Origin of the sequence: Methylobacterium sp. Leaf112 (genome assembly GCF_001423295.1) — a bacterium.
Lineage (GTDB): Bacteria > Pseudomonadota > Alphaproteobacteria > Rhizobiales > Beijerinckiaceae > Methylobacterium.
This window is the reverse complement of sequence record NZ_LMNG01000001.1, coordinates 324,959-340,527: the sequence shown is the minus strand read 5'-3', so window position 1 is coordinate 340,527 and position 15,569 is coordinate 324,959. Positions and strand designations below refer to the sequence as shown.

The 15,569-nt window shown below is 68.4% G+C and carries 19 protein-coding genes; 10 read left to right on the top strand and 9 right to left on the bottom strand.

The annotated features are described in order from the left end of the window. Positions 1-10 precede the first annotated feature (10 nt). From ASF52_RS01615 to ASF52_RS22350, 4 genes are all read right to left on the bottom strand, one after another. Positions 11-586 (bottom strand): PilZ domain-containing protein, encoded by a 576-nt coding sequence (locus tag ASF52_RS01615; protein ID WP_056166482.1) that lies wholly within the window; start codon positions 584-586, stop codon positions 11-13. Between the two features lie 156 nt (positions 587-742). Next, entirely contained in the window at positions 743-1,312 is a 570-nt protein-coding gene (ruvC, locus tag ASF52_RS01610; RefSeq protein WP_056166479.1) for a crossover junction endodeoxyribonuclease RuvC, read from the bottom strand. Between the two features lie 204 nt (positions 1,313-1,516). After that, positions 1,517-2,557, bottom strand: coding sequence for a glutamine synthetase beta-grasp domain-containing protein (locus ASF52_RS01605; RefSeq protein ID WP_056166474.1), 1,041 nt, complete (start codon positions 2,555-2,557; stop codon positions 1,517-1,519). 277 nt (positions 2,558-2,834) lie between these two features. Continuing rightward, positions 2,835-2,996 carry a hypothetical protein gene (locus ASF52_RS22350; protein WP_156629933.1) on the bottom strand — a complete coding sequence of 54 codons (162 nt, stop codon included), beginning with the start codon at positions 2,994-2,996 and terminating at the stop codon, positions 2,835-2,837. Between the two features lie 29 nt (positions 2,997-3,025). Between ASF52_RS22350 and ASF52_RS22345 the strand changes: the two genes are divergently transcribed. Beyond that, positions 3,026-3,217: a DUF2735 domain-containing protein gene (locus ASF52_RS22345; RefSeq protein WP_056166471.1), complete on the top strand. Its 192-nt coding sequence runs from the start codon at positions 3,026-3,028 to the stop codon at positions 3,215-3,217. Positions 3,218-3,254: 37 nt separating this feature from the next. Here ASF52_RS22345 and ASF52_RS01595 read toward each other — a convergent pair whose 3' ends face one another. After that, positions 3,255-4,199 carry a glutaminase gene (locus ASF52_RS01595; protein WP_274533774.1) on the bottom strand — a complete coding sequence of 315 codons (945 nt, stop codon included), beginning with the start codon at positions 4,197-4,199 and terminating at the stop codon, positions 3,255-3,257. A gap of 151 nt (positions 4,200-4,350) precedes the next feature. Beyond that, positions 4,351-5,097 carry a YebC/PmpR family DNA-binding transcriptional regulator gene (locus ASF52_RS01590; RefSeq protein ID WP_056166467.1) on the bottom strand — a complete coding sequence of 249 codons (747 nt, stop codon included), beginning with the start codon at positions 5,095-5,097 and terminating at the stop codon, positions 4,351-4,353. Between the two features lie 100 nt (positions 5,098-5,197). Between ASF52_RS01590 and ASF52_RS01585 the strand changes: the two genes are divergently transcribed. The 9 genes from ASF52_RS01585 (at position 5,198) to ASF52_RS01545 (ending at position 11,945) form a co-directional block, all read left to right on the top strand. After that, on the top strand, positions 5,198-5,440 hold the full coding sequence (locus ASF52_RS01585; RefSeq protein WP_056166465.1) for a hypothetical protein: 243 nt from the start codon (positions 5,198-5,200) through the stop codon (positions 5,438-5,440). A gap of 85 nt (positions 5,441-5,525) precedes the next feature. Beyond that, positions 5,526-6,398 carry a flagellar motor stator protein MotA gene (motA, locus tag ASF52_RS01580; RefSeq protein WP_056166462.1) on the top strand — a complete coding sequence of 291 codons (873 nt, stop codon included), beginning with the start codon at positions 5,526-5,528 and terminating at the stop codon, positions 6,396-6,398. A 2-nt stretch (positions 6,399-6,400) separates the two neighbouring features. Beyond that, on the top strand, positions 6,401-7,354 hold the full coding sequence (locus ASF52_RS01575) for a flagellar motor switch protein FliM (protein ID WP_056166459.1): 954 nt from the start codon (positions 6,401-6,403) through the stop codon (positions 7,352-7,354). Next, on the top strand, positions 7,351-7,662 hold the full coding sequence (locus ASF52_RS01570; RefSeq protein WP_056166456.1) for a hypothetical protein: 312 nt from the start codon (positions 7,351-7,353) through the stop codon (positions 7,660-7,662). The genes ASF52_RS01575 and ASF52_RS01570 overlap by 4 nt, the downstream gene beginning before the upstream one ends. 79 nt (positions 7,663-7,741) lie before the next feature. Beyond that, a complete protein-coding gene (gene fliN / locus ASF52_RS01565) occupies positions 7,742-8,122 on the top strand; it encodes a flagellar motor switch protein FliN (protein WP_056166453.1) in 381 nt (126 codons plus the stop codon). Beyond that, positions 8,115-9,170: a flagellar motor switch protein FliG gene (locus ASF52_RS01560; RefSeq protein ID WP_156368828.1), complete on the top strand. Its 1,056-nt coding sequence runs from the start codon at positions 8,115-8,117 to the stop codon at positions 9,168-9,170. Before fliN ends, ASF52_RS01560 begins: the two co-directional genes overlap by 8 nt. Positions 9,171-9,238: 68 nt before the next feature. After that, the gene (flhB, locus tag ASF52_RS01555; protein ID WP_056166451.1) at positions 9,239-10,297 is read left to right on the top strand and encodes a flagellar biosynthesis protein FlhB; all 1,059 of its coding nucleotides are present in this window, start codon (positions 9,239-9,241) and stop codon (positions 10,295-10,297) included. Then, entirely contained in the window at positions 10,297-10,770 is a 474-nt protein-coding gene (locus tag ASF52_RS01550) for a hypothetical protein (RefSeq protein WP_244473656.1), read from the top strand. The genes flhB and ASF52_RS01550 overlap by 1 nt, the downstream gene beginning before the upstream one ends. A 488-nt stretch (positions 10,771-11,258) precedes the next feature. After that, on the top strand, positions 11,259-11,945 hold the full coding sequence (locus ASF52_RS01545; protein WP_056166448.1) for a response regulator transcription factor: 687 nt from the start codon (positions 11,259-11,261) through the stop codon (positions 11,943-11,945). A gap of 24 nt (positions 11,946-11,969) precedes the next feature. Here ASF52_RS01545 and ASF52_RS01540 read toward each other — a convergent pair whose 3' ends face one another. Genes ASF52_RS01540 through ASF52_RS01530 form a run of 3 tightly spaced genes read right to left on the bottom strand, consistent with a single transcriptional unit; the run spans position 11,970 to position 15,548 of the window. After that, positions 11,970-12,557 carry a lytic transglycosylase domain-containing protein gene (locus ASF52_RS01540; RefSeq protein ID WP_082478751.1) on the bottom strand — a complete coding sequence of 196 codons (588 nt, stop codon included), beginning with the start codon at positions 12,555-12,557 and terminating at the stop codon, positions 11,970-11,972. Beyond that, positions 12,511-14,211 (bottom strand): flagellar hook-length control protein FliK, encoded by a 1,701-nt coding sequence (gene fliK, locus ASF52_RS01535; protein WP_056166442.1) that lies wholly within the window; start codon positions 14,209-14,211, stop codon positions 12,511-12,513. Before fliK ends, ASF52_RS01540 begins: the two co-directional genes overlap by 47 nt. Continuing rightward, a complete protein-coding gene (locus ASF52_RS01530; RefSeq protein ID WP_244473655.1) occupies positions 14,208-15,548 on the bottom strand; it encodes a chemotaxis protein MotC in 1,341 nt (446 codons plus the stop codon). Before ASF52_RS01530 ends, fliK begins: the two co-directional genes overlap by 4 nt. Positions 15,549-15,569: the final 21 nt, after the last annotated feature.

The following is a 15,569-nucleotide window of genomic DNA, read 5'->3' as shown; positions in this document are numbered from 1 at the left end:
CCGGCGGGGCTCACAGGGTGATGTGCCGGTCGACGGCCTGGGGCGCGAACGCCCGGTCGAACACCGCACCGATGCCGTGGTCGAAATGGCGGGCGACGCGGGCCGCCGTCCGGCCGATGGTGATGGATGCGCCGATGTCGATCTGCGCATCGAGGGTGAAGGCGACGCCGGATGCCGAGACGTTGAGGAGCTTGGCCGGCAGGACCCGGCCATCGGTGAGCTCGATGGTCACGTCCGTTTCCAGGGGCGTCACGCGGGGATGGACGCGCACGGGGACGGGCGCCTCCTGTTGCTCGGACAGCTGGCGTAATTCGCGCGCGACGCTCGCCATAGCCTGCATTCGCGCGAGAACGCGCACGATGAAGGCCCGATCGCCGATACCGACCACGCGGGTTTCGACGGTGCCGATATGGCGGATGTTGCAGGTCAGTTCTTCGTCGACGAGGGGCTTTGTGGCGGAACGAAAACGAATGCCGTCCGGGGAGACGATATCCGTCACCGCATAGAACTCGGAGCGTCCCCGCCCCCAGCACAGGGCCGGAACGACCACCTTGTGATGATGGGGTTTTGCGTGCTGTTGGCTCATCGATCTCACTTGTGCCGCCCTCGGGCATCGTGGGATCGCGAGTCTTTCGATCGCTCTCGTGGGATAGGAAGAATTGTAGCGACTCTTTCCCCGGCGGGTCTTTCCCCCCAGGATTCGCGGTTCCCGACGCGATACGAACCGGACGGCGAACGGCGATCAACCCGCCTTGGCCAAGGCCGCGGCGATGCGGGAGGCCGCAAGCGCGCTCATGCCGAGCACGGGGGCATGCCGGCTCTTCAGGGCGTGCGAGGCGCGATGGTTGGCGTGGGTGACGGCGATGGCGAGGGCGTCGGCGGCATCCGCGGTCTTGAACTCGGCCTTCGGCATCAGGAACTTCACCATCGCCTGGATCTGGACCTTGTCGGCATGGCCGGCGCCGCAGACCGTCTTCTTCACGAGGTTGGCGGCGTATTCGGACACGGGCAGGCCGGCGAGCGCCGGCACCAGCAGGGCGACGGCGCGGGCATGGCCGAGCTTCAGCGTCGCCTGGGCGTCCTTGTTGACGAAGGTCTCCTCCACGGCGACCTCGTCGGGCGCGAAGCCCCGCACCACACGGGTGATGCCTTCGTGCAGTTCGCGCAAGCGAAGGGCCAGTGGAAGCTCACCGTCCGAGGTCACCACGCCGCAATCGACATAGGCGAGCTTCGTGCCCGTGACGGTGATCACGCCCCAGCCGGTGCGGCGCAGTCCGGGATCGATACCGAGGATGCGGACGGGAGCGGTCATTGCGTCGGAGCCCTGGGGCGCGGAGGGCGCCAGCGTCGAGCGTTAGGCACATACCGTGAACGAGGGGTTTCTCCAAACCCGGACCGGCCGATCCATCGGCGCACGGCCGGCGCCCCTTCGAACATGGAAACGGCGCGACCCCGGTGAGGGCCGCGCCGTTCTCGGCATGAGGGACGGGAAAGGCGTCCCGGGATCGGGCAGGCGTCAGGCGGCGGCGGAAACCCCGGCGGCCGTGGGCACGGAGGCCACGGTCTTCAGGATCTGCGACGCGATCTGGTAGGGGTCCCCCTGGCTGTTGGGACGGCGGTCCTCCAGGTAGCCCTTGTACGCGTTGTTGACGAAGCTGTGCGGCACGCGGATCGAGGCGCCGCGGTCGGCGACGCCGTAGCTGAACTCGTTGATGGCCGCGGTTTCGTGCTTGCCCGTCAGGCGCATGTGGTTGTCGGGGCCGTAGACGGCGATGTGGTCGTCGAGGTTGTCCTTGAAGGCGGCCATGAGCGCCTCGAAGTAGGCCTTGCCGCCCACGGTCCGCAGGTGCTCCGTCGAGAAGTTGGCATGCATGCCCGAGCCGTTCCAGTCGGTCGCACCCAGCGGCTTACAATGGTACTCGACGTCGATCTCGTAGCTCTCGCACAGGCGCTGGAGAATGTAGCGGGCGACCCACATCTCGTCGGCGGCCTTCTTGGAGCCTTTGCCGAAGATCTGGAACTCCCACTGGCCCTTGGCCACCTCGGCGTTGATGCCCTCGTGGTTGATGCCGGCGTCGAGGCAGAGGTCGAGGTGTTCCTCGACGATCTTGCGGGCGATGGAGCCGACTTCCTTGTAGCCGACGCCGCAATAGTACGGGCCCTGGGGCGCGGGGTAGCCGGCGGTGGGGAAGCCGAGCGGACGGCCGTCCTTGTAGAAGAAGTACTCCTGCTCGAAGCCGAACCAGGCGCCGTCGTCGTCCAGGATGGTGGCGCGCTTGTTGGAGGCGTGCGGGGTGACGCCGTCGGGCATCATCACTTCGCACATCACCAGGACGCCGTTCTTGCGGGTCGTGTCGGGGAAGTGGCGCACGGGCTTCAGCATGCAGTCGGAGGATCCGCCCTCGGCCTGCATGGTCGAACTGCCGTCGAAGCCCCACATGGGAAGCTGCTCGAGGGTCGGGAAGCCGTCGAATTCCTTGATCTGCGTTTTGCCGCGCAGGTTGGGGACGGGCGTATAGCCGTCCAGCCAGATGTACTCGAGCTTGTACTTCGTCATCGTGAAGTTTCTCTTCCGTTCGCGGTGCGGACCACCGGCAAGCGCGGACCGTCGGCCGCCCCAGGGAACTGCCGCCCTCGCAAAAGCATTTGCTATGCCAATTCACGTTCGCAGCAACACGAGCGACGTGAAGCCCGCCCCGCCTTTGCTTCTCTCAGGGACGGGCAGCTTCTGCACAAATTTTATTCAGATTGCTAATTTATTCATCATACCGTGTCCATGCCATGTTCTTGGGCAATCATTCGCCAGTAACGCGAGCTGACAGGTCCGCGAAAATCTAGACCGGACCCGCCGTGAGCTTTGGTCGAACAATATTGCTCGCTGTTTTTGCAATCCTGCCGTTGCGCATATTTCCGGCAAACAATGCTTTTATTCGCGACAGGCCGCGCAATTCCGCGGCGAAGGGGCTATATTGCGAACAGTGATCGAGCGGCGCCACCAGCCTCGCTCCGAAGGAGATCCCATTCCATGACGCCCTCCGCCACCCGTGAAACCGCGAAGATCTATGCCTTCCCCGTCGGGGGACGCCTCGGAACGGAGCGCCGGGATTCTGGCCGCTCGCCTGTCGATGCCAAGCCGATGCAGTCGCCTGCCACGTACGTCGATTGCGGTTATCACGAAGCCGCGCTGCTGGATTCGGACCGTTCCCGCAAGGCCTGACCGGACACGGACCAGACCCGGACACCGTAGTGCCCGATCAGACGCCGAAGATCGACCAGCCGAGGCGCTTGGTGAGCGCTTCGAGGGCGATCCGGCCGAGGTGGGAATTGCCCGAGGCGTCGAGGCCGGGCGACCACACGGCGATGGAGGCACGCCCCGGCGCCACGGCCAGGATGCCGCCGCCGACCCCGCTCTTGCCGGGCAGGCCGACGCGGTAGGCGAACTCGCCCGAACCGTCGTAATGCCCGCAGGTGAGCATCACCGCATTGATGCGGCGCGCCCGTTCGGCCGAAACGACGGAATGACCCGTCGAGGGTGTCCGCCCCGAATGCACGAGGAAGCGCCCCGCCGTGGCGAGCTGTCGGCAAGTCATGCTGATGGCGCAGTGATGGAAGTAGACGCCGAGGGTGAAATCCACTGGGTTGTCGAGGACGCCGAAGGATTTCATGTAATTGGCGAGCGCTACGTTGCGGAAACCCGTGCGTAGCTCGGAAGCCGCCACGGCCTCGTCGATGGCGATGCTCGGATCTTCGGCCAGGAACTGCATGAAACGCAGGATCTCGCCCAAGGCCTCCCGCGGCTGATGTCCCGACAGGATCACGTCGGTGACCGCGATGGCGCCCGCATTGATGAAGGGATTGCGCGGAATTCCACGCTCGCGCTCCAACTGGACGATGGAGTTGAACGGGCTGCCCGAAGGCTCGCGCCCGACCCGGCGCCACAGGCGGTCCCCGACCATGCCGAGGGCCAGGGTCAGGGTGAACACCTTCGAGATGCTCTGGATCGAGAACGCCACGTCGGCGTCGCCGCCGGACGCGACGGTGCCGTCGGCATCGATGACGACGAGGCCGAAGGCGCCGGCGTCGACGCGGGCGAGTTCGGGAATGTAGGTCGCCACCTCGCCCCGGTCGGGCCGGACCCGCATCTCCTCGGCGATCTCCCGCACGACAGCGTGCAGGTCGGGGCTGGGCGTTTGCGGCACGGAGCGTCTCACGCGGGCTCAAGGGGCAGTCTCACCGCGACGCAATGAAACTGCCAATCCGGAAACTGCCAATCCGGAAACTGCCAATCCGGAAACTGCCAACCCGGAAACTGCCAACCCGGAAACCGCCCCTGCGACGAGACGGGACCGTTCAGCCCGCCAGCTTCTCCATCAGGGCTTCCGACAGGGCGAAGTTCACGAACACGTTCTGGACGTCGTCCTGATCCTCGATCACCTCCACGAGACGCAGGAGCTTCTCGCCGGTCTCGTCGTCGACCTCGATGGTGTTCTGGGCCTTCCAGACCAGCGCCGTGCGGCGGGGCTCGCCGAAGCGCGCCTCGAGGGCCTTGGAGACCTCGCCGTAGGCGTCCTGGGCGCAGGTGACCTCGTGACCGTCTGCATCCGATCGCACGTCGTCGGCGCCGGCCTCAATGGCGGCCTCCAGCATGGTGTCGGCATCCGCCACTCCGGCGTCGAATTCCACCACGCCGACATGATCGAACATGAACGAGACGGCGCCGGTCTCGGCGAGGCTGCCGCCGGACTTGGTGAAGGCCGAGCGCACGTCGGAGGCGGTGCGGTTGCGGTTGTCCGTCTGCGCCTCGACGATGAGGGCGGCGCCGCCGGGGCCGTAGCCCTCGTAGCGGATCTCGTCGTAATTCTCGGAATCGGCGCTCTGTGCCTTCTTGATGGCGCGCTCGATGTTGTCCTTCGGCACGTTCTCGGCGCGGGCCGCGATGATGGCGGCGCGCAGGCGCGCATTCATGGCGGGGTCCGGCAGGCCGAGCTTGGCCGCCACCGTGATCTCGCGGGCGAGCTTGCCGAAGATCTTGGACCGGACCGCATCGACGCGGCCCTTGCGGTGCATGATGTTCTTGAACTGGGAATGGCCGGCCATGGGGTGATCGACTCTCGCGAAAGGGAGCGGCGCCGGAGGAGGCCGGGCCTCCTCGACGGCACGCGGCATCGGGAATGGGCGGCGTTTATAGGCCGGCCCCATGCGGCGTGGCAACGCGGCCGCCGCCAAGGCGTTGATCCCCATGAGCAGCCTCGACGAAGCCCACGACCGGCAACGCCCCCACACCGCCTCGCCCGGCGCGCGAGCACGGGCGAAGCCGCGCGGCGGGAAACCCGCGGGCTGGGGCCGGCTCGGGCTCGCCGCACTCCTCGGGCTCGTGGCCGGTACGGTGCTGTTCCCGACGGCGGCCAAGGGTCGGGAACGCGTGCCGCCCGCGCGTTGAGGGGTCCCAGCCCCGCACAAGCCTGCCGCCGTACCTCCGCCGCTCAGGACGTGACACGCGTTCACACCGGCGGAGGCCAGAGACCTTGGGCATTGTCATCGGCCTCGTCATCGGAATCGGCTGCATGCTCGGCGGGTTCGTCGCCATGGGCGGGCACCTCGAAGTGCTCTGGCAGCCCTGGGAGTTCGTGATCATCGGCGGCATGGGGGCCGGCGCCTTCGTCATGGCCAACCCGATGAAGACGGTGGTGGATTCCGGCAAGGCGAGCATGGACGCCCTCACCGGCAAGGTGCCCAAGCGCAAGGACTACCTCGAGCTTCTCGGCCTCCTCCACGCCCTCATGCGCGAGCTGAAGGCCAAGCCCCGCAACGAGGTCGAGCCCCACCTCGACGACCCGGCGAATTCCGACCTGTTCAAGGCCTATCCGGCCATCGCCAAGAACGCCGACCTCGTCCTGTTCATCTGCGACTACGCTCGCCTGATCCTCATCGGCAATGCCCGCGCCCACGAGATCGAGGCCCTGATGGACGAAGAGATCAACGGCTACCGCAAGGACCGGCTCAAGCCCTACGGCGCCGTCACCATGGTGGCGGAGGCGATGCCGGCGCTGGGCATCGTCGCGGCGGTGCTCGGCATCGTGAAGGCGATGGGGGCGCTGGACCAGTCGCCCCAGATCCTCGGCGGCCTCATCGGCGCCGCGCTCGTCGGCACCTTCTTCGGCGTGTTCATGTCCTACGGCGTGCTCGCGCCGTTCGCGACGAAGATCAAGGTGATCCGCGAGAAGCAGGCCCACGTCTACATCATCGTCAAACAGAGCCTGCTCGCGTACATGAGCGGGGCCGTGCCGCAGATCGCCGTCGAGCACGGCCGCAAGGGCATCTCGCTCAGCGACCGCCCCACCATCGACGAGGTCGAGAACGCCACCGTGAACGGCGGTGCCCAGCGCGAGGCTGCCTGACCATGGATACGCCCCCGGTCCCCCCAGCGGAGGACCCCTCCGGCCAGAAACCGCCGAACACCGACATCCGCGCACGCCTCATCGAGGCGGGCGGCCTGTCCCTCGACCGCCTGCCGATGCTCAGCGTGGTGTTCGACCGCCTGACCACGGGCTGCTCGGACAACCTCAAGCACCTCGTCGCCTCGCCGGTGCACTTTTCCCTCGGCGGCATCCAGAGCGGCCGCATCGGCGAATTGCTCGATGCCTACGACAACAACGCCATCGCGGGCCTCTTCCACGCGCCCGACTGGGACAGCCACATCCTCGTCGGCCTCGACCGCGACTTCGTCTTCACCATGGTGGAGGTGCTGCTGGGGTCCGATGGCGGCGAGCCGCCGGTGGAGGACGAGCGCCCGTTCTCCGGCATCGAGACCCGCATCGCCCAGATCGTACTGGAGCAGGTCGGCAAGGCGCTCGAATCCTCGTTCTCCCTCGTGGCCGCCACACCGTTCCGCCTGGAACGGACCGAGACCCGTATGGAGTTCGCCGTCATCGGCGGGCGCGGCAACAAGGCGGTGGAAGCGAAGTTCCTGCTCCAGGCGCTCAACCGCAGCGGCGAGATGTTCCTCATCATCCCGCAATCGGTGATCAACCCCATGCGCCCGAGCCTGTCCAAGGTGCTCACCGGGGAATCGGTGGCGCGCGATCCCATCTGGAGCCAGCAGATCGCGGCCGAGGTGCAGAAGGCGGAAGTGACGCTCCGCGCCGTGCTGGAGGAGCGCACCCTGACCCTCGGCGAGATCTCCGCACTCAAGGTCGGCCAGGTCATCGGGCTCGACGCCACCCCGACCACGCGGGTGAAGCTCGAGGGCAACGACAGGCCGCTGTTCTGGTGCCATATGGGGCAGGCGCAAGGCTCCTACGTCCTGCGCATCGACGAAGCCATCGCCCCCGAGAAGGAAGGCCTCGTGCCATGACGCCTCTGGTTGACACCATCCTGCTCCTCGCGCTCATCGCGACGAGCGCCTGCGTGGTGCCGATGTATCTCAAGCTCAAGCGCCTCGACCGGACCCAGGCCGAGTACGGCCGTATCCTCACCCAGTCGGGTCACGCCCTGAGCCAGGCGGGCGAAGCCGTGCGCGGCTTCAGCACGGAGGGGCGGGCGATCCTCGAGGCCCTCGACGGCAAGATCGAGGAGGCGCGCACGACCCTCACCGCCCTCGAGAACGGCCGCCGGGCCCTTGCGAACGACCTCGCCCGGCAGGCGCGGGTCCCGGGCGGTTGACCATCTCGCGCCTTCGACCGACTCTGATCCCCGACGCCTCCGATCCTGACGCACGACGTCACCCCTCCACGAGCGGACGATGAGCAACAGCCCCTTCGACGACGCGGAGACCGCCCCGGCGGGCGCCGCCCCCGTATTTCCCACCGTGACGGCGGCGTCTCCGGCCCCGGCCGCCGAGGCGCGCATCGGCGACAACCGCAACATCGACTCGATCCTGCGCATCCCGGTGCTGATCCAGGTGGTCCTCGGCTCGGCGACCATGCCGGTGGCCGACCTGATGAAGCTCGGGCGCGGCGCCATCGTCTCCCTCGACCACCGGGTCGGCGAGCCCGTCGACGTCACCGTGAACGGCCGCGTGGTCGCGCGTGGCGAGATCGTCGTGGTCGAGGAGGACAATTCCCGTTTCGGCGTCTCCCTGACGGAGATCGTCGGCCCGGCGGATTCCGGACAGAATGGCTGAGCCGATGAGCGTGGGCAGCGTGCCGATTCCGCAAGCGCCGCCGGGCCTTCCGCGCCAGCTCGCCCCCGTGGACGAGGTCGCGGCCCTGCTGCTCGCCATGGGCAAGCCGGCGGCCGGCCGCCTGCTGAAATATTTCGAGGCCGACGAGATCAAGCGCATCACCCGCTCGGCGATGCAGCTCGGCTCCGTCAGCGCCGGTCAGCTCGACACCATCGTGGATGCGTTCTCGGGCGAGTTCTCCAACGGCGGCAGCCTCGTCGGCACCGTGCAGGAGGTGGAGAAGCTCCTCACCGGTCTGATTCCCGCGGCCCAGCTCGCCGAGATCCTCGCCGATGTGCGCGGTGATTCCACCCGGTCCGTCTGGGAGCGGATGTCGGAGGTCTCCGAGACCGTGCTCGCGAGCACCCTCGTCAAGGAGCATCCGCAGACGGCGGCCCTGATCCTGTCCCGGATCAAGCCCGCCACCGCCGCCAAGGTGATGGCCCACCTGCCCCAGCCCCTGCGCAACACGGTGATGCGCCGGATGCTGACGTTCAAGCCCGTGGTCGACGAGATCATGCAAGCGGTCCAGCGCGCGCTGCACGACGACTTCCTCATCAACGGCTCGCGCAATTCGGGGGCCGACACCCACGCCAAGATGGCCGACATCATCAACAAGATGGAGCGCACGCAGATCGACGAGGTGCTGACGAGTCTCGGAGAATCCAGGCCGAAATCCGTGGAGATCCTCAAGGGCCTGCTCTTCACCTTCGACGACATCGTCAAGCTGGCGCCGCGCGCGCGCACCACCCTGTTCGATGCCGTGCCGAACGACCGCCTCGTCATGGCCCTCAAGGGCACGGACGCCGAGTTCCGCACCGTGGTTCTGAGCGCCCTGTCGGCGCGCGTGAAGCGCATGGTCGAGCACGAACTCAACGGTGGCGAGCCGGCCGCGCAGAAGGACGTGCTGGAAGCCCGGCGCTCGATCACGGATCTCGCCATGGAGATGGCCGGGCGCGGCGACATCGAGATCAATGCCGGAGGCGAGGTTGAGCCCCTCGTCCGCTGAGGCGCCGCACCGCATGACGGGTCTGGGCATCGCCGACCGGACCGCGCCCGCGTTGCGCGGCCCCGTGCATGTCTGACGATCAGGAGAGCAAGACCGAGGACGCCACCGAGAAACGGGTGCGCGACGCCGTCGAGAAGGGCGACGTCCCGTTCTCCCGCGAAGCGCCCGTGTTCGCCTCGATCCTCGGGATGCTCATCGCCTTGAGCCTCGTGGTGCGCGACGGGACCGCCCCCCTGGTGCGCGATCTCATGACGTTCATCGACCACCCGCGCGATTTCGCCCTGGAGAACAGCCAGGACGCCGCGCGCATCCTCGAGGGCACCGCCCTGTCGGCGGCCAAATTCCTGCTCCCGATCCTGGCAATCATCGGCGGGTGCAGCCTCGTCGCCTCCCTGGTGCAGAACGTGCCGAGCGTGGTCGGCGAGCGCATCCGGCCGCAATGGTCCAGGATCTCGCTGGCCAAGGGCTGGGGACGGATCTTCGGAAAGGCCGGTCAGGTCGAGTTCCTGAAATCGCTCTTTAAATTCTTGAGCGTCACCATCGTCGCCCTGCTGCTCCTGCGCTCGGAGGGCAACAAAGCCGTGAATGCCATGTTCTCCGACCCGAGCCAGATCCCCGAACTGATCCTCACCGTGGCGATCCGCCTCGTGTCGGTGGTCAGCATCGCCACCATCGTCATCGTGGCGGCCGACCTCGTGTGGTCGCGCCTGCGCTGGCAGCGCTCGATCCGGATGTCGAAGCAGGATCTTAAGGACGAGCACAAGCAGGCCGAGGGCGATCCCCTGGTCAAGGGGCGCCTGCGCTCCATGGCCCAGGACCGTTCGCGCAAGCGCATGCTCGCCAACGTCAAGAACGCCACCCTGGTGATCGCGAATCCGACCCACTACGCCATTGCGCTCCGCTACAATCGCGACGAGCAGCCGGCCCCCCTGGTTCTCGCCAAAGGCAAGGACCTCCTCGCCCTGCGCATCCGCGAAATCGCCGAGGCGAACGGCGTTCCGGTGGTGGAAGACAAGCCTCTCGCAAGGTCCCTGTACGACAGTGTCGAAATCGATCGGATGATCCCGGCGGAGTTCTATAGCGCCGTGGCCCAGGTCCTGTTCTTCCTGTTCTCGAAAGCCCGCTGATGAGCGTTTTGCCCATGCTGGACCCCCTGCCGGACACCGTGCCCAGCCCCCACCAGGGCAACACCGCGGACGTGCTCGCGGCGGCCGAGCGCGTGTTCGCCACGGCGATCCGGGACTTCATCGCGGAACTGTGCCTCCTCGACGGCGGCATCCTGATCGGATGGGTGCAGGGCGAGCGCCACGGCAACATCGCCGACCTCGTCGCTTCCTCGGCCGAGCCGTTCTTCAAGGAAGCGACCATCGCCTATGCCGACGGAGCCGACGTGCGCTTCGACTGGGGACGCTCCCTCACCGTCGTCCTCGACATGGAGTTCGTCACCGCCCCCGTGACGGTGTTCTTCAAGCTCGTCCTCGACGGCGTCTACGTTGGTGTGGCGATCCAGCGCATTCTGGCCGACGAGGGACCGGGCTTCTGCCTCAATGGCTTCGCGAGCGCCCTGGCCGAGGCTCGGCTCGCCCCGGTGGCAGGCTGATTGCGCTCGGCGACGGGGCACACGGTCTCCGAGATCGTCGTTTTTTAGGATTCCACCAAGACTTGATCGGAGCCCACGCCCATGGATGCCGGGTGATGGAACTCTGACCTATGGGGATCGGGCATTGACCTGTCCTGGCGCGCCAGACATGGATGATCCGGCAGACGCGAATCGGTGGATGACGCAAAGCTTTGGACGACATCGTACCGAACAACCACAGATCGTACGCAGACCTGGATAAAGCGGCTCGTGCCGGGCAATATTGAAAATACTCTATCTCCATCGAGCCTTTAGAGCGAAGATCGCCGATAACTTCGCAACTACAGAAGCGGAGACTCGGCAAGGATTAATAGGCTCTGCGATCTTTCTTCGATCGCAAGCCAGCCAAGGCAGAACGATCACAAGTCGCTCCGGTCAACGACGTCACCGGAGCACTGGGGGAGAATGGCAGCCCGGCGGGCTGACCATCACGACGTCGGAGGCGATGGATGTATATCTTGGTCGACACCCGGCAATCGGTGAACGCCGGGTACAAGGCCAGTTTCGACCGGGAGGGCATCTCGTCCCTCGGTCTGGCACCGGACGAGTTCGCCAATTGGTTCCAGGCGTCCTCGCGCCTGGACCGTGAAGCGATCCAGGGTTTCCTGCTGGGTGATTTCGAGGACAGGGCCAAGTGTGCCGGCACCATCCGCCGGCTCTCGCGCGCACCGATCATCGCGCTAAGCGACGTGCGGTCCCTCGACCAGACGCTGCTGCTGTTCGAGGCGGGCATCGACGACGTGCTGCCCAAACCCGTCCATGTCCGCGAGATCCTGGCCCGGTCGGAGGCGATCTGGCGCCGGGTCAACGGCGGCGCTCCCCTTCCGCCTCGCGACGTGCCCGCCCCCACGGAACGCCTCAAGGTGTTCTTCGACGGCCGCGATCCGGAGGTGGACGGCGAAGTCCTGGCCCTGCCGCGTCGCGAGCGGCACATCCTCGAATGCCTCGTGCGCAATCGGGGCAAGCGGATGACGAAGACGCAGATCTACAACGTAGTCTACGGCGTCTACAGCAACGGCGTCGAGGAGAGCGTCATCGAGGGGCACGTGAGCAAGCTGCGCAAGAAGCTCTCCGCCCGGCTCGGCTTCGACCCCATCGAGGCCAAGCGCTTCATGGGCTACACCTTCGTCGGGTAGCCCGCCGACGCCGCCACGCGCCGCTCACTGACAGAAGGTCTTGGCCCCCGGCGTCCAACCGCCGAAGCCCGACGCCACCATGTTGGCGATCACCCGGCAGACATAGGTCTTCTGGGCGGGATTGTTGTTGGGCCCGGCATGGTAGCGGGCCACCGCCAGGGTCCAGCTGCCTTCGCGCGCCTTCAGCTCCTTCAGGAAGCGCGTGGCGTATTCGACGTTCTGCGCCGGGTCGATCATCCCCTCCAGGGACGTGAACTTCGCCCGGTGGTAATGGTGGTTGATCTGCATGCAGCCGAGATCGACGAGTTTCACGCCGTTGCGTTGAGCCTCGCCGAGGCGCGCCACCACATCGGCCGCGTTGGTGCCAAAGTACGCCTTGCCGGCGATGTTCATGGCATAGGGCTGGAGCGAGCCGCGGTTGCCGCTCTCCGTCAGGCCCACGGCATAGAGCACGCCGAGGGGCACGCCGTGCTTCGCCGCCGCGCCCGCCATCTCACGCTCGCAGATCGTGCTCGCCACCGGGGGAACACCCGCCTGGGCGGTCCCGACCGCAGCCGAGATCCCCCTAAAGGTACAGGCCGCTGCGGTCAGGGCCGGAAGAAATCGTCTCATGGGTCCGCTCATGGGTCAGGTCTGCTCGCTCATCCGCATGCGTGTCGCCCCCGCGCCGGGGGGCCTGGTCGGGGTTGGCGCCCCCCTGCGCCTGGCCGCCCTGGCCACCCGGCTGGAACGACGTCCCCGCACCGGGACGACCGCCCTCGCCCTGGGACGGAGCGCCGGCACCGTTCGACGCGATGGTGATGGTGTCCGGCTGGTAGCCGGAGTTGCGCAGCAGGTCGGTGAGGAGGGCGCCGTCCTGGCGCAGGAGGGCGGCCGTCTCCTCGCGGCTGGCATGGAGACTCATCTCGAGCTGGCCGTCGCGCAGGCGCATCCGCACGAGGACGGTGCCGAGATCCATCGGCCGGAGCTGGATGGTGAGGAGCCGCAGGGGTCCCTCGGTGCCGGGCGTCGCGGCGGCGGTTGTGGCCGTGGCCGCCGGACGGGCCAGTTCGGCGGCCACGGCCTCGGCGACCTGACGGACCGGCTCGCCGAGGGCGGCGGACGGCAGGGTGCCCGCCGGCGCCGTGGCGACGGGCGCGATGGTCTCGCGCGGACCGGCCTCGGCGGTGAGAACGTCTCCCGCCGTCGATTGGGCGGCCTCGACGGGAAGCGCTTGGCCGGCGAGGCGCTGGACCGTCGGCGAGGCCACCGTCGCGGTCTCCGTCGTGGCCGGTGCGGCCTCGGCCCGGCGCGGCTTGCCGGATGGCTCGGCCGACGGCGCGGGCAGCGATCCGGCCGGTGGCACCGGAGCACCGGCTTGGGGCACCGGGGCAACGGCTTGGGGCACCGTAGGGTCGATGGCGGACGGTGCGGCAGCCGGGGCGCTTGTCGGTGCGGAAACGGCGGCCACACCAGCGCCGACGGCGGCGCCGAGGGGCAATGCCGCCTCGCGCGCGGGCACGGCGTCCGTCATGGCGGCGGCGAGGGTCGGGAGGATCGGCGCGGGGGCGACGGGCGCCGGGATGGCGCCGGCTTGGCCCGCCGACGCAGGGAGCGCGGCGGCCTGCCCGGCGACGAGCCTCGGCCTCACCGGCGCGAAATGCGTCTCCTGCTGGAGGATCGTCACCTGGGGACGGGATTCGGCAACGGTCCGCGACACGGCCTCGACCTCCACCGAGACCGCCCGGGTGGGATCATCCTGCATCGGGGCGGTCTGGACCGGGCCGCTCCGGCTCTGCCCACTCCCCCCGGCCGCCAGAGCGATCCCGGCGGCGAGGTCCGCCACGCCCACCGGGACGGCCGCGCCTTGCGCGGACACGGCCTGGTCGGACCCAGCGGTCGCGCGGGGCGCCACGGCGGGGGCGAGGACGGGAGCAGGGACGGCGCCCGGTACCGCCCGCGCGAGGAGCGCCTGGAGGGCCGCCGGGTCCATGGTGGTCGCCGGCGGTTGCGGAACGGTGCCCGTATCGACGGCGACAACGAGGCCGAGGAGGGGGTTGGCCGGTTCAGCCGGAGCCGGGCCCGCGCCGGACGCCGCCTCGTCGCCGGCCCTATCCGCGCGACCGGCCGTCTCCTTGGCGGGACGGCCCTCCTGGAGCGCGCCGAGGACGGCACCGAACGCTTCGGCGACGCCGTCCGCCGACGCCTCGACGGCTTCCGCCCCGCTTCGGATTGCGACGGCCTCGGCCGGACGAGGCGCCGGCTTCATCGCAGCGAACGTGTTCATCGGCCGCTCTTCCTCATCAGGTCGTCGATCTGGCCGATCGCCCCCTGGGCACGGGCGATGGCGGGCGTGGTCGGAAGTTCGCGGGCAGCGAGCCGGGACGGCTCCGGCGCAGGCGGCGGCGCGTCCGGGACGCCCGGCACGTCGCGGATCTCCCGCGCGGTGGCGAGCGCCGCGTCGAGGAGGTCGCGGTCGGCCGCCGCGAGGACGCTGCGGTCGGTCATCCGCAGGGTCTCGACGCTCTCCTCGAACCGGCCGTCCACCACCACGAGGGCGGCGGCCCGGTAGAGGCGTGCCCGGATCGCCGCGACGGAGCCCGGCTCGGTCAGGGTCACGGTGCGCTCGGCGGCGAAGATCGCGGTGGCGTTCTTGCCCTGGTCGAGGGCGGCGCGGGCCACGAGGAGGTAGAGGTCGCGTCGCCCCTCGGGCTCGATCTCGTCGAGCATCGCCTGCAGGCGGGCGAAACGGCCGGTTTCGGCCCCGAAATCGAGGCGGGTCAGGGCGGCGGCGAAACGCTGGCGGAAGTTGCCGGCATAGACCGAGTGGCGGAACCGGCGGAGATACTGGATCGCCAGGGCCTCGAATTTCACGAGGTCGTTGCCCTGCGCCAGGACGAAGATCTCGCGGCGGAGCGCCCCCTCCTCCACCAGGGTGCCGGGTGCCAGCAGACGGGCGAGGTCGAGGAGGCGGATCGACTGGGCGGGGTCGTCGCGCACCACCAGGGCCGACTGGGTCAGGGCGAGCTGCGCCCCGAGGCCCACGGGCACGGAGGCGGCGTCGATCTTCGTCAGGAGCGTTCGGGCTTCCTTCTCGCGCCCTTCGAGGAAGGCGAGGGAGCCGAGCACCAGGGGCGTGCTGTCCGCCGGAACCTTGGACGAGGCGAGGATGTGGCGCAGGAGCGCCGGGCCGCCGCCACCGAGGGCGAAGGTGACGGCCGCGCGGATGTTGACCGGATCGGCCCAGGCCTCCGGTTCGAGGGCGCGCATCCGCTCCTCGGCATGGGCCAGGAGGGCGCGCTGGCCCGTATGCGCCGGCCCCGACCCTTGGGCGATCCGATCCTGCAGCAATTGCAGGGTCCGCACCATCTCGACGGGCACGGTGTAGGGCTTGACCGGCAGGGGATCGATGGGGGCGGCCGGCGCCGCGCCGTGTCCGCCACCGCCGTGGGAATCGGCGGCGTACGCAAGGGGCTGCGCGAACAGGCCCATGGCCAAGGCAACGATGGCGAGGCGCGACCGCAGCTTCGCGTTCGCCCACCAGGTCGATCCGGGCGCGGGTCCCCACACCTTCCAGGAGAGGGACAGGGTGAGGTGTGCGACCTTTCCGGAGAAGCCACGCACCTCACCCCAACCCTCTCCTTC